This window comes from Pseudomonas sp. MEJ086 (assembly GCF_030209025.1).
GTDB classification, from domain to species: Bacteria; Pseudomonadota; Gammaproteobacteria; order Pseudomonadales; family Pseudomonadaceae; genus Aquipseudomonas; species Aquipseudomonas fulva_A.
The window spans coordinates 95,358-108,067 of sequence record NZ_JARVSV010000008.1 but is presented as its reverse complement, the minus strand read 5'-3'; the positions used below and the strand labels follow the sequence as shown (position 1 = coordinate 108,067).

Sequence of the window (12,710 nt, the reverse complement as noted above, 5' to 3'; positions counted from 1 at the left end):
ATCTAATCTATATGCCTATCCGGCAAAAACGACGAACCCAAAAGGTTTAACGCGTGATCGACTTCCACCAGGTTCACAAGGCGTACCGCGTCAGTGGCCGCGATATCCCCGCCCTGCAACCCTGCGATTTGCACATCGACCGTGGCGAAGTATTCGGCATCATCGGTCACTCCGGTGCCGGCAAGAGTACCCTGCTGCGTCTGATCAACCGCCTCGAAGAGCCTTCCGGCGGACGCATCGATATCGACGGCGTGGATGTGACCGCACTCGGTGCCGATGGCCTGCGCACGTTCCGCCAGCAGGTCGGGATGATCTTCCAGCATTTCAACCTGCTGTCATCCAAGACCGTCGCCGCCAACGTCGCGATGCCCTTGAAGCTGGCTGGCGTGGCCAACGCGGAGATCGAGCAGCGCGTCGCCGCCCTGCTCGAGCGCGTCGGCCTGCAGGACCACGCCAACAAGTACCCGGCACAACTGTCCGGCGGGCAAAAGCAGCGTGTGGGCATCGCCCGGGCGCTGGCGACCCGGCCGAAGATTCTGCTCTGCGACGAGGCCACCAGCGCCCTCGACCCGCAAACCACCGCGTCGGTGCTGCAACTGCTGGCCGAGATCAACCGCGAACTGGGCCTGACCATCGTCCTGATCACCCATGAAATGGACGTGATTCGTCGCGTCTGCGACCGCGTGGCGGTCATGGATGCGGGCGTGATCGTCGAACTGGGCGCCGTCGCCGACGTCTTCCTGCACCCGCAGCATGCCACCACCAGGCGCTTCGTTCAGGAGGCCGAGCAGGTCGACGAAAACGAGCAGCGCGACGATTTCGCCCATGTTCAGGGTCGCATCCTGCGCCTGACCTTTCAGGGGGACTCGACCTATTCGCCGATCCTCGGCCAGGTCGCCCGGGAAACCGGTATCGACTACAGCATCCTCGCCGGGCGTATCGACCGCATCAAGGATACGCCCTACGGCCAACTGACCCTGGCCCTGAGTGGCGGCGATATCGACGCGGCCCTGGCCCGCTTCGAAGCGGCCGATGTGCACCTGGAGGTCTTGCGCTGATGGAAACCCTACTGCCCAACGTCGACTGGCTGGAAATCTGGCAGGCCAGCCTCGATACCCTGAACATGCTGGGCGGCTCCATGCTGTTCACCGTGCTGTTCGGCCTGCCCCTCGGCGTGCTGCTGTTCCTCACCGGACCACGGCAGATGTTCGAACAGAAGGCGCTCTACGCGGTGGTCTCGCTGCTGGTGAACATTCTGCGTTCGGTGCCTTTCGTGATCCTGCTGATCCTGCTGATCCCGGTCACGGTGCTGATCACCGGCACATCGCTGGGGGTTGCGGGCGCCATACCGCCGCTGGTGGTCGGCGCCACGCCGTTCTTCGCGCGCCTAGTGGAAACCGCCCTGCGCGAGGTCGACCGCGGCATCATCGAAGCGACCCAGGCGATGGGTGCCAGCACCCGCCAGATCATCTTCAACGCCCTGTTGCCCGAGGCCCTGCCGGGCATTCTGGCGGCGGTCACCGTCACCGCCATCACCCTGGTGTCCTACACCGCGATGAGTGGCCTGATCGGCGGCGGCGGCCTGGGTGACCTGGCGGTGCGTTACGGCTATCAGCGTTATCAGCCGGACGTGATGTTCGTGACCGTGGCGCTGCTGGTGGTGCTCGTACAAATCCTGCAAACCATCGGCGATCGGCTGGTGGTGCACTTCTCCCGTAAATAAACAGCTGGAACGGACGACCGGCACTTTGCCGCCACGCCGCCTCATCTCAAGGAGTCAAACGATGAAAAAACTGCTTACTGCCCTGGCTGTCGTCGCAGCCTTTTCCAGCGCTGCCCAGGCTGAAACCCTGAGCGTCGCGGCGTCGGCCGTGCCGCACGCGGAGATCCTCAACTTTGTCAAACCGGCACTGGCCAAAGAAGGCGTGGAGCTGGACGTCAAGGTGTTCACCGACTACGTACAGCCCAACGTACAGGTTGCCGAGAAGCGTCTGGACGCCAACTTCTTCCAGCACCAGCCCTACCTGGACGAGTTCAACAAGAGCCGTGGCACCACTCTGGTCAGCGTAGGCGGTGTGCACGTCGAACCATTCGGCGCCTACTCCAGCAAGATCAAGGATCTGAAAGACCTGCCGCAAGGCGCCAACGTGGTGATCCCCAACGACGCCACCAATGGCGGCCGTGCCCTGCTGCTGCTGCAGAAAGCCGGCGTGATCACGCTCAAGGATGCCAACAACATCCTCTCCACGCCGAAAGACATCGCCGAGAACCCGAAGGGCATCAAGGTGCGTGAACTGGAAGCCGCGACCCTGCCGCGCGTTCTGACCCAGGTCGACCTGGCGCTGATCAACACCAACTACGCGCTGGAAGCCAAGCTGAACCCGACCCAGGATGCCCTGGCCATCGAAGGCAGCGATTCGCCGTACGTCAACATCCTGGTGACCCGTGAAGACAACAAGGACAACGCCGCCGTACAGAAGCTGGTCAAGGCCCTGCACAGCGACGAAGTGAAAGCCTTCATCCTGGAAAAATACAAAGGTGCGGTGGTTCCGGCGTTCTGATGCCGTAATACCACGCCTGCAGTACCCGATGCCGCGTGGCCCCCAAGCTACGCGGCATTTTCATTTCTGCGCGGCGGGCTGCACGCTCACGACGGGATGAAGCGCAGCACGCCAGCCTGTCGCGGTCCGGCGCCAGAGGGGTCGTCCTTCGGGTGGGCGATGCCATCGCTGACAGGCACCTCGGCGAAGTCGAACGGGCTGACACCCTCCAGGCACGCCACGTTGACGCCGTACTGATGAGGATTGGAACGGCGTTGATGGTGGGTGTAGATACCGCAGCGCGAGCAGAAGTGATGCTCCGCGCTCTTGGTGTTGAATCGATAGACCGTCAGTAAGTCTGCGCCCTGCAGCACGCGGAAATCCGCCAGTTCGGCAGATACCGCCACCGCGCCGCGCATCCGGCAATAGGAGCAGTTGCAGCGCCGCGCGGTATGCAGGCCGTCGCTCAGCGTCACCTGAAAGCGCACCCCGCCACAATGGCAGGCACCGCTGATCTCGCCGATATCCTTGTTCATCGCCAGGCCCTCGTTCGATCGAAGGCATAGCATAAGCCAAACGCAGCATGCGCAGCCTGGCGTCGAGCGAAGCGATACCCGAGCACAATCGACCGAAAACTCCAGGTCTAATATCGACGCATCCCAGCTATCGCTGCCCTCAACCGCGGGCTATGGGGCGCAATTGTCTTTGCGTGGTCGCTCCGGCCGAGACCAGATCCACAGCGCGCCGCCGCTCATGCCCAGGCCGGCGAAAATCAGCGACGGCGTGTGCGCTACTGTCAGCAGCATGATGGCGAAGGCCATCAGCATGCTCAGGCTTGCTACCAGCTTGGTACGCCGGGTGACCACACCACCGTCCCGCCAGTTGCGCAGCAGCGGGCCGAACAGACGATGGCTCTCCAGCCAGGCGCTAAGCCGTGGTGAACTGCGCGACGCGGCCCAGGCGGCAAGCAGTACGAACTCGGTGGTCGGCAAGCCAGGTACCAGCACGCCCAGCGCCGCCATGCAGATGCTCAGGTAGGCGAGCGCCAGCCATAGCCAGCGTGCCCAGCCACTCGCCACCGTCTGCGGCGTATCAGGCAAAGCTGCGCTCCAGATGCACGGCGAAACGCTCGAAGGCCGCGATGGCGGCAGCCTCGGCCTCGCGCTCCTGCTGCTCATCCAGTTCGACACCGTCGAGCGCCGCGACGAAGGTTTTCCAGCCTTGCGCCCGGCCACCCTCGGGCTCGCCAAGATGCCGCGCCCCGAAGGTCTCGCTCAGGCCCAGAGCGGGCATGCGCTTGAGTAGGAAGGCCGCCCCCAGCTTGGAGCCCTCGGACACGAACAGCCAGGCAAGGGCGGCGCCGAGCCCCAGGGACTGGCCACGAATAGACTCATCGCCCAGTGGCACCGGCAGGCCAAGGTCAGCCAGATCGAGACGGGCCTGCTGCAACCGGCAGCGTGCCGGCAGATCCGGCAGCAACGCGAGCAGCGCGGGGTCGTGATAGAGCGTTTCCAGGTCGTACTGGAACAGATACTGGGCGGCGACGAAGCGTGCGAAACGCTCTGGACTGCCGAACGGATCATGGCCTTTGACCAGCGCATCGAGCTTGCCATGAGGCTCGTGAGTCAGTTGGTTGAGACGCTGCGAACGCAGTGGATGGGACAGCTGTGCCTGTTGGGCGGTCATGGGGTCTCTCCTTGTACGGGCCTCCCGAGCGGTGCTCGGCATCATCTGGATAACTGACGAATCAGCAGGAGAAAGTCGGTAAACACCGTCACTCGCTCCGTGAGCCAACTGTCATGCGCTAGCCGGGAAGTAACGGCTCAAGTGGCGCAGATCCGCCTCACCGAGCACCCCGGCCAGGTAGCGCAGCTGCAACCAGGCGCGCAGGTAGCCATAACGGGCCTCGGCCAGATCCCGCCGGGCGCTGTAGAGCTGCTGCTCGGCATCGAGCACATCGCGGTTGACCCGTTCGCCACCGGTCACGCTCTTTCGGGTGGCGTCGATCAAACCGCTGGCCGACTCGACCGCCAGCTCATAGGCGCGCACCTTGGCGGTGCTGCTCGCACACAGGTTGAACTGCCGCCGCAGCTCGTTGAGCACCCCGTCGCGCTGGGCGTCCAGCTCGTAGCGGGCCTGCTCGTAGGATGCCGCAGCCTGACGCCGCGCCGCCGATACACCGCCACCGGCGAACAACGGCATACTGAGCTGGATGCCGATGCTGTCGGTGTCGTACTTCTGGTTGTAGGTGCTTTCCGAGTCGGAGCTGGTCTTGCGCGAACTGGCGTACAGCCCCAGCGTTGGCAGGTGCCCGGCGCGCTGACGCTCGACTTCCTGCTCGGCCACGCTCAGCCCATGGCGCTGGCTGGCGAGTTCGGCGTTGTGCGCCATGGCCATGTCGCGCCAGCCTTCGAACCGTGCCGGAGCCAGCGGTTCGGCGCTGAACGGGCCGCTCAGTGGGGCCAGTTGGCGAAGCTCGACCGGCTCGCCGATGATTGCCTGCAAATCGCGCAGCGCGGCATCCAGGGCATCCTGCGCCTCGATCTCCTGCGCCCGCGACAGATCATGGCGAGCGCGGGTTTCCAGCAGGTCGGTACGGGTGCCTTCGCCAGCCTCGAAGGTGCGCTGGTTGAGCTGCAACTGCTCGGCATAGGCACGCCGCTGGGCACCCGCCAGCTCGATCTGCTCACCAGCCAGCAATGCCTGGCTGTATGCCTCGAACACCCGCACCACCAGTTCCTGGCCACGCCCACGCAGACGTTCGTCGGCCAGCGCTGCCTTGGCCACGCCCTGGCGGTACTCGGCCCAGGCGGCGTAATCGAACAGCGGTTGCTGCAGGGTCAGCGCCGAGGAGTAGCTGTCGTAATCACGGTCGTTGGTCACCCCGACCGCCGTGACATCGGACTCGTTGCGGGCCTTGCGATAACTGTACGAGAGGTTAGGCAGCAAGCCGGCACGGCCGATGGCCAGGTTCTCCACGCCAGCATCCCGCTCGCGGGTGGCGGCGCGAAAAGTCGGATCATTGCGCAGGGCCAGGGCGTAAGCGTCCATCACGCCGAACGCGAGGCTCGGCCCGGCGAGCAGCGTACCGAGCAGCAGGATCCCGCACCTGAGGGCTGGCGAGACCCGACGCCGGGTTCGATTCGATGCTTTCATTCTTCCACCAGCGCCATATGGGTGCGATCGGTCAGCGGCTTGAACAGATAGTTGAGCAACGAACGCTCACCGGTGCGCACGAAGGCTTCCACCGGCATGCCGGGCCGAATCTGTTGGCCCTGCAACTGCCGCAATCCGTCTTCATCCACCTGCACACGCAGCCGGTAATAGGGCTGATCGGTCTTTTCATCCAGCAGGCGGTCAGCGGAGACCAGCGTCACCTTGCCATTGACCCGCGGCGTACGGCTCTGGTTGAAGGCGACGAACAGCAGTTCCACGTCCAGGCCGGGCTGCAGCTTGTCGACCAGTTCCACGGGGGCTCGTGCGTCGACCAGCAACGGAGCGTCCTGCGGGACGATCTCCATCAGCATCTGCCCCGGCGAAATCACCCCACCTTCGGTGAATACGTCGAGCCCGACCACGGTGCCCGCGGCTGGGGCACGGACTTCACTGTGGGCCAGTTCAAAGTCGGCAGCGCTCAGTCGGCTGCCCAGTTCCTCCACCTTGAGGCGTGAATCGGCAAGCTGCTGACGGACGTCCTGCTGGTACTCCTCGCCACGCTGCGCGGCACGCAGACGCAGCTCGAGTATCTGCCGCTGAGTGCGGCCGATATTGCCGAGGTCTTCGGAGATGTCACCATTGAGCTGGGCATACAGCCGCTCGTTTTCCAACAGCCGATTGCGGGCCACGTAGCCTTCGCGGGCCAGCTCGCGCAGCCCCTTCAATTGCGCCTGCATGCTGCTGCGCTGCTCGTCCTTGTGAGCCTTGGCGGCGCGCAGCCCTTCTAGCACGGCCTGGCTGCCGGCAATGCTCTCCTGCAGGCCATCGAGCTCCAGACGCAACGCGGCTCGTCGACTGGCGAGCAACTGCCGCTGCAAGGCCAGGGTCGAGTCGACCCGTGGATCGTCAGCTGAAGCGATGGCCGGCGGAAATGCGATGGCCGCCAGCCCGTCACGCTCGGCCTCCAGGCGAGCGCTGCTGGCCACTGCTCCAAGGTGCTGAACGAACAGCGATTCGCGCTGGGCACGGATCTGCGTGGCGTCCATGCGAATCAGCACCTGACCGGCTTCGACCTGATCACCGTCACGTACCAGCAGGCTCTGAACCACCCCACCAGAGGGATGCTGCACGGCTTGACGATTGCCGGCGACCACTACGTTGCCGCTGACCGCCACGCCCTTGTCGAGGGGGGCCAGCCCAGCCCAAAGCAGAAAACCACCGAAACCGACTGCCAGCAGCCAGCCACCCATGCGTGAATAACGCCGCTCGTCGAGGGGTAGCACATCGGCCAGTGGCCCCTCCTTGCGCAAGGACTGGGCCATCAGGATGCCACTCCGTGGCTGCTGTAACTCATGCTCAGCGATGGGGCCCCACGCAAGGCTGCCGCTAAGGGTGCCGCTTTGGGTTGCAACTCCTGCAGGACCCGCTCGGCGGCCCCGAACGCCTGCATCTGCCCGTCACGCAGTACCAGCAACTTGTCGGTACTGGCCAGCAATGACGGCTTGTGGGCGATCAGCACCAGGGTGCGACCTTGCCGCTTCGCCTCGGCGATGGCTGCCAGCAGGGCCTGCTCACCCACTTCGTCGAGATTGGAGTTCGGCTCATCGAGCACGATCAGCGCTGGCAGGCCATACAGTGCACGGGCCAGGCCGATACGCTGCCGCTGTCCCCCGGACAGGCCGGTGCCGCCTTCACCGAGACGGGTATCGTAGCCGTCGGCCAGTTGCAGGATCAGGTCATGCACACCGGCCATACGCGCGGCGGCCACCACCTTCTGCGCATCCACCTCGGTGAAACGGGCAATGTTCTCGGCCACGCTGCCGGCGAACAGCTGCACGTCCTGCGGCAGGTAACCGATATGAGCCCCGAGCGCAGTGCGGTCCCATTGCTGGAGATCGGCGCCATCCAGGCGCACCTTGCCGGTCTGCGCCTTGGCAACGCCCACCAGCAGGCGTGCCAGGGACGACTTGCCCGAGCCCGAGGGGCCGATCACACCCAGCACCTCGCCCGCCCCCAGGGCGAAACCAAGGTTCACCAGGCACGGCGTGCGGGTGCCCGGGGCGAAAGCGCTGAGCTGCTCGACGCGTAGCGCACCGAGCGGCGCGGGCAGCGGCATGCCTGCCTGGCGCGGCGGGTGCGCCTGGAGCAGCGCCGACAGCCGCTCATAGGCCAGCCGCGCATTGCTCCACTGCCGCCAGACGCCGAGGACCTGATCGATGGGCGCGAGCACCCGGCCCATGAGTATGGAACCGGCGATCATCATACCCGGCGTGATCAGCCCATCCAGGGCCAGCCAGGCACCCAGGCCCAGCACCAGTGACTGCAGCGCCAGACGCACGTACTTGGACCAGGCGCTGAACACGGCGGTCTTTTCACTGGCCAGGTTCTGCTGGCCCAGGAAGCCGGCATGCAGGGCGAACCAGCGCTGGCGTATCGCGCCAAGCATGCCCATCGACTCGATGGCTTCGGCCTGACGCAAATGGCCGGCGGCTTGCTGATTCGCCGCGATGGACAGCCGTGCAGCCTCGCCAAGCGGCTCTCGGGTCAGGCGCTGATTGAGCCAGGCCAGCATCACCAGCGCCAGGGCACCTACCAGGGCAAGCAGACCAAGCCACGGGCTGAACAGGAAGATCACCCCCAGATACACCGGGAACCAGGGGGCGTCGAAGAAGGCGAACAGCGCATTGCCGGTGGCGAACTGACGCAGGCTGGTGAGATCGCTCAGCGCCTGGGTCGAGGTCTGTCGAGCGTTGCTCAGGTTGGCTTCGAAGGTCGCCTCGAATACCCGTGCATTGAGGCGCATGTCCATCTGCGTACCGAGCCGGATCACCAGCAGGCTGCGGATCCATTCCAGCGCTCCGGCGAACACGAACAGCCCGACCACGATAAGGGTCAGCATCAACAGGGTCATGGCATTGCCGGAGGCGAGCACCCGGTCATAGACCTGCAGCATGTAGAGCGCAGGTGCCAGCATCAGCAGGTTGATCACCGCAGAGAACAGGCCCACATGCAGCAGCCCTGATCGGCAGGCACGCAGGGCCTGAAGTATCTCGTTGGCAGCCGCGGGAACGGGCGCACGCATGCAGGGGCTCCTTGGCGCAATGCCAGGCGCGACACGCCCGGCGGCATCCCCCGGCGCCATTGACGGGCGCCCGGGCGACACCCAGAATTCGTGACCGTCACAGCCTGGGCCTTGGAAAACACGGGCCGTGACGGCGTTACCAGAGCGGACGGGATGACTTATCCGTTCGCTTTTTATTGCCTGATGATCAGGCAGCCAGCAGCAACTCGGACTCGCTCAACGACGAACCCGCTGCGGTGATGATGTCGTCGGCCAGCCCGGCAGCTTCCAGCACGGCCAGCAGGCCACCGTCGTTCGGCGTACCGGCGCTGTCGGTAGCCCCTTCGACCGAACCGTTCATCAAGCCCCAGATCACATCGTGCACGGCATTGTCGCGACCTTCCGCCGCCGTGGCGGTCAGCGGCGTGTTGCCGAAGTCGAAGCTGATCAGCGGGCTGGAAACGGTACCGTTGGCATTCAGGCCACCCCCCAGGGTCACCTGCTGCAGGGTGCCGTACAGCGAGTGGCTGCTGAAGTTGTAGGACAGGTTGCCGACCGCCGAGAACGAGAAGGCGCCGTTGTTGAGCGACAGCGCGTAGGTATCGCCGGACAGCCCTGACGCGACGCCATTGGTGTAGAAACCGCCAGTGTTGGCCGGGTGCTGACCGGCAACGCCATTGGCTTCATAAGCGCCCAACAATTCTGCAAGCGAGCCACCCGAGGTGAAGTTGATCGGGAAGTGGTCGGCATCGTAGCTATAGGAAATTGCCATCGTTGTTTCTCCTTGCTTGGCGATCGTTCGCCGGTTGATTGGCACCTCGCGGTACCGATACGCACACCGTCACCGGAGTGCATCGAACAGGACCCTCACAGGCGACGACCCTATTCAGAACTGCAGTTCGAAGCCGCCCATCACGGTACGACCGGGCCCATAGGATTTGACGAAGATGTCCGAGTAGCCCATGACGTAGCTGCGGTCGCGGATGTTTTCCACGGTGGCGCGCAGCTGCAGGTTGCGGCTGATGCGATAGCTGGCGAACAGGTCCCAGGTGGTGTAGCTCGGCCACAGGTCGGTGCTCCAGCCCCTGGGCCGGCCGGCGGCGCTGTAGTTGAGGCGAGTGCCCAGTTCCAGGCTTTCGTTCAGCCAGCGGGTACCGAACACCCAACTGCCGCGGTCCATCGGAGAGTTGCGGGCGCTGTTCATGCCGAACACGTCTCCCCCGCAATAGGTCTGGGCATCCAGGTAGGCCTGGTAGGAGGGGTATCCGGCGGCTACGGCCTGGTTGCGAAGGTCCGAATAGCTGCCGTCCTCACGGGGCATGTCTTCGCGGATGTTGTCGCTGCCGAGCGGGAAAGTCTTCTGGCAGATATCGTTGTCGCCACCGATCACATGGGTGTAGTTCAGGCCGCTGTACCAGCGGCGGGCGTCGTAGTCCAGTTCCAGCTCGACCCCGCGAAACTGCATGCGGGCCTGATTATTGACGAACATGGTGTTGCCCAGTCCGCCGGTCATGCCCGGCAGGGCATTGTTCATCGAGGTGATCAGGTAATTGTCGACGCGCGTGTCGTAGTACGTGACCTTGGCGTTGAACTGGTCGCCCACCGTGACCAGGTCCAGCTTGTTGACGTTGAAGCCCAGGTCCCAACTGCGCGACGTCTCTGGTTCGGCGTAGGGATTGGGGTACATGGTGGCGAAAGGGTCACCGGGATGGGAGCCCTCCATCAGCGACTCTGTCAGCGCCGGCGGCCGCCAGGACTTGCCCCAACTGGCAAAGACTTCCAGCCAGTCGGTAGGGCGGTACGCGGCAGCGAATGTAGGCAGGAATTTGTCCAGGCTCTCATCGACCTCGTACGCGCGCATGCCGGTGTTGGACGACCAGATGCCATCATAGAAACTCGTGTAGTAGCGCGGATCCGAGGTCGGGTCGGCCGCCAGTCTGGCCTGCAGTCCCGGGATGTTGGCGCAGGCACTCGCTCTGGTACGCGCCTGACGGGCCAGGCGCGCCGCTTCGCTCTGGCCGCGTATCACAGGCGCCACGTAGCTGGTGCAGCGTAGCTGAGTGTCAGCGATGGATTGCGTGAGCAGACGGTTGTAAACCTGGGCACGGCCCTCGTAGGTCCAGTCCGTAACGGGTACGCGGGTCTTGCCCTTGAGCCTGTAGTAGTCATAACGCAGCCCACCCGACAGCGTGATCTGCTCGGTCTCGAAGGTAAGGCTGCCAAAAGCGCTGGTGATGCTGCGCTTGCCGTTGGGGTTGAGGGTATTGGTGTCGCTACCCACTTCACGGCCCTGGCGGTTGTAGACGGTGTCCGAGGCGCCACGATCCTGGAAGTACTCCAGGCCATGGTTGAAGCGAAACCCTTCGACGCCAACCAAGGCGAAGCGCGCGGTGTTGTCCAGGGTGAAGCCGATGGTGTCGATCTTGGTACGCGCATCGTTACCCAGCCCGGCCTCGCAGGCACTGGTCCAGGAGCCGGGCACCGGGCTCTGGTCGCAGTAACCCAGTCGCCAGGCGGTATCGGTCATGTTCACGCCGCCCGTGACGACCGGTCGCCCGGCGGCGGTGTCGCGCTGGTTGCGGGTGGTGACGTAGTAGAGCTTGGCCTTGAGATCCAGCAGCGGCGAGTCGGAATCGACGCTGTAGTCCAGCCCGAAGGACTGCGAACGGGCACTGGCATCGCCGTATTTCTGCCAGGCCTCTTCACCGTCCCGTGCTGCGCCGTCGACCGGGTTGATCACCCGGCGGTCGGACACGTTGGCATAGCCGAGGTCGGTATTGATGTAGGTGAACTGCAGGGCCTGCTCCGGGTTGATGACGAAGCGCGCCTTGAACAGCTCCGAATCCTGCTCCTGATCGGAGAACTTGATGCGATCGACGACCTGCGTGATCGGGCGGTCGGAATCCTGAACGCCACCGAGCAGGAAATCGAAGTTCTCCCGACGCGAGCCCGGCGCGTAATCGCCGAAGCTGCGTCGGCTACGGGCGGCGAGCAGCTCCCAGCGGTCATCGAAGCGCCCGGCCACAGCGGCACTGCCGATGAAGTTGACGCCATTGCCGTGGCCGCCCAGGCCGGTCATGCCGCGCAGGCGCACGCCCTGATCCTGGCCCGGCAGAATGATGTCGTCGACATTCAGCGTGCCGAAGTTGGCGCTGCCGGCAATCGACGCGGCACCGGTGACGTCGGAGCGCGGGCCCTTCTCGATCACCACGCTGCTGATCAGCTCGGAATCCACGTAGAGCTGGCCATTGCGCTGCTGATGGCCGTTCTCGTTGAAGTTCTGGCGCATGCCATCGATCATCGTGTTGACCCGACCGAAGTCCTGCATGCCGCGGATGTTTACCGACAGCCCTGGATCCTGGGCGCTCACCGCGCTGTACACGCCTGGCGTTTCGACCAGCATGTCGGCCGCATGCCGTGGCGGGTTGCGGTCGAGCTGGTCACGGGTGATAACGCTGACCGAGCGCGGCGCCTGGTAGATCCATTCATTGCTGACGTCGCGGGTCGATTCGATGGTCGTCGCATCGATCTGCAGCGTGCCGGCGACTTCGGCCACCCGCTCCACGTTGACCCGCCGCTCACCCGTGAAGCTGTAGCTGACCGGCAGACCACTGAGCAGCAGACGCAAGCCCTGCTCCGGCCCGTGCGGCCCCTTCAGCTCACGACTTTGCAGCCCTGCCAGCTTGCTGCTGTCGAAGAACACCTGAATCCCGGCCTGCTCGGCAAAGGCGATCACAGCGCTCCCCAGCGGCTGTGCGGGAATATCGAACTGGACCTGAGCTGCCCTCACAGCGCCGCCCGCATCCGCCGCCAAAGGCGCCGACTGCTGGGCCCAGGCGCTACTGCCAGCGACCAGCGCCACACCCACCAGCAAACCACCCGCCAGCCCCAGAGCGCGATGCCCTTTCTGGTTTCCGGCGATTGAATGACGCATTCCCTTGTTGCCCATCGAC

At 64.6% G+C, this 12,710-nt stretch carries 11 protein-coding genes; 3 read left to right on the top strand and 8 right to left on the bottom strand.

The window, feature by feature from the left end:
• The first annotated feature begins 53 nt into the window (after positions 1 to 53).
• The 3 genes from QRN22_RS05740 (at position 54) to QRN22_RS05730 (ending at position 2,561) form a co-directional block, all read left to right on the top strand.
• The gene (locus tag QRN22_RS05740; protein WP_042553610.1) at positions 54 to 1,058 is read left to right on the top strand and encodes a methionine ABC transporter ATP-binding protein; all 1,005 of its coding nucleotides are present in this window, start codon (positions 54 to 56) and stop codon (positions 1,056 to 1,058) included.
• Positions 1,058 to 1,723, top strand: coding sequence for a methionine ABC transporter permease (locus tag QRN22_RS05735; protein ID WP_090423656.1), 666 nt, complete (start codon positions 1,058 to 1,060; stop codon positions 1,721 to 1,723). Before QRN22_RS05740 ends, QRN22_RS05735 begins: the two co-directional genes overlap by 1 nt.
• A gap of 61 nt (positions 1,724 to 1,784) precedes the next feature.
• Positions 1,785 to 2,561 carry a MetQ/NlpA family ABC transporter substrate-binding protein gene (locus QRN22_RS05730; protein ID WP_042553612.1) on the top strand — a complete coding sequence of 259 codons (777 nt, stop codon included), beginning with the start codon at positions 1,785 to 1,787 and terminating at the stop codon, positions 2,559 to 2,561.
• Between the two features lie 86 nt (positions 2,562 to 2,647).
• Here the strand turns inward: QRN22_RS05730 and QRN22_RS05725 are convergent, their stop codons facing one another.
• The 8 genes from QRN22_RS05725 to QRN22_RS05690 all read right to left on the bottom strand — a co-directional run bounded on the left by QRN22_RS05725 (position 2,648) and on the right by QRN22_RS05690 (position 12,706).
• On the bottom strand, positions 2,648 to 3,076 hold the full coding sequence (locus QRN22_RS05725) for a GFA family protein (RefSeq protein ID WP_042553613.1): 429 nt from the start codon (positions 3,074 to 3,076) through the stop codon (positions 2,648 to 2,650).
• Positions 3,077 to 3,226: 150 nt separating this feature from the next.
• On the bottom strand, positions 3,227 to 3,640 hold the full coding sequence (locus QRN22_RS05720; protein WP_042553614.1) for a YbaN family protein: 414 nt from the start codon (positions 3,638 to 3,640) through the stop codon (positions 3,227 to 3,229).
• Entirely contained in the window at positions 3,633 to 4,226 is a 594-nt protein-coding gene (locus QRN22_RS05715) for a biliverdin-producing heme oxygenase (RefSeq protein ID WP_042553615.1), read from the bottom strand. Before QRN22_RS05715 ends, QRN22_RS05720 begins: the two co-directional genes overlap by 8 nt.
• 111 nt (positions 4,227 to 4,337) lie before the next feature.
• Positions 4,338 to 5,696 (bottom strand): TolC family outer membrane protein, encoded by a 1,359-nt coding sequence (locus QRN22_RS05710; RefSeq protein ID WP_082045772.1) that lies wholly within the window; start codon positions 5,694 to 5,696, stop codon positions 4,338 to 4,340.
• The gene (locus QRN22_RS05705) at positions 5,693 to 7,018 is read right to left on the bottom strand and encodes an HlyD family type I secretion periplasmic adaptor subunit (RefSeq protein ID WP_042553616.1); all 1,326 of its coding nucleotides are present in this window, start codon (positions 7,016 to 7,018) and stop codon (positions 5,693 to 5,695) included. Before QRN22_RS05705 ends, QRN22_RS05710 begins: the two co-directional genes overlap by 4 nt.
• Complete coding sequence (locus QRN22_RS05700; protein ID WP_042553617.1) at positions 7,018 to 8,778, bottom strand: type I secretion system permease/ATPase; 1,761 nt, start codon at positions 8,776 to 8,778, stop codon at positions 7,018 to 7,020. The genes QRN22_RS05705 and QRN22_RS05700 overlap by 1 nt, the downstream gene beginning before the upstream one ends.
• Positions 8,779 to 8,965: 187 nt before the next feature.
• Complete coding sequence (locus tag QRN22_RS05695) at positions 8,966 to 9,529, bottom strand: heme acquisition protein HasA (protein WP_042553618.1); 564 nt, start codon at positions 9,527 to 9,529, stop codon at positions 8,966 to 8,968.
• 114 nt (positions 9,530 to 9,643) lie between these two features.
• Positions 9,644 to 12,706 carry a TonB-dependent receptor gene (locus tag QRN22_RS05690; protein WP_052493786.1) on the bottom strand — a complete coding sequence of 1,021 codons (3,063 nt, stop codon included), beginning with the start codon at positions 12,704 to 12,706 and terminating at the stop codon, positions 9,644 to 9,646.
• Between the last annotated feature and the right edge of the window lie 4 nt (positions 12,707 to 12,710).

What these genes read in the sequence shown, in the direction of transcription:
- QRN22_RS05715 (WP_042553615.1), bottom strand. Translation starts at nt 4,226, where the DNA reads ATGACCGCCCAACAGGCACAGCTGTCCCATCCACTGCGTTCGCAGCGT.
- QRN22_RS05705 (WP_042553616.1), bottom strand. Translation starts at nt 7,018, where the DNA reads ATGGCCCAGTCCTTGCGCAAGGAGGGGCCACTGGCCGATGTGCTACCC.
- QRN22_RS05735 (WP_090423656.1), top strand. Translation starts at nt 1,058, where the DNA reads ATGGAAACCCTACTGCCCAACGTCGACTGGCTGGAAATCTGGCAGGCC.
- QRN22_RS05710 (WP_082045772.1), bottom strand. Translation starts at nt 5,696, where the DNA reads ATGAAAGCATCGAATCGAACCCGGCGTCGGGTCTCGCCAGCCCTCAGG.
- QRN22_RS05730 (WP_042553612.1), top strand. Translation starts at nt 1,785, where the DNA reads ATGAAAAAACTGCTTACTGCCCTGGCTGTCGTCGCAGCCTTTTCCAGC.
- QRN22_RS05700 (WP_042553617.1), bottom strand. Translation starts at nt 8,778, where the DNA reads ATGCGTGCGCCCGTTCCCGCGGCTGCCAACGAGATACTTCAGGCCCTG.
- QRN22_RS05695 (WP_042553618.1), bottom strand. Translation starts at nt 9,529, where the DNA reads ATGGCAATTTCCTATAGCTACGATGCCGACCACTTCCCGATCAACTTC.
- QRN22_RS05690 (WP_052493786.1), bottom strand. Translation starts at nt 12,706, where the DNA reads ATGGGCAACAAGGGAATGCGTCATTCAATCGCCGGAAACCAGAAAGGG.
- QRN22_RS05725 (WP_042553613.1), bottom strand. Translation starts at nt 3,076, where the DNA reads ATGAACAAGGATATCGGCGAGATCAGCGGTGCCTGCCATTGTGGCGGG.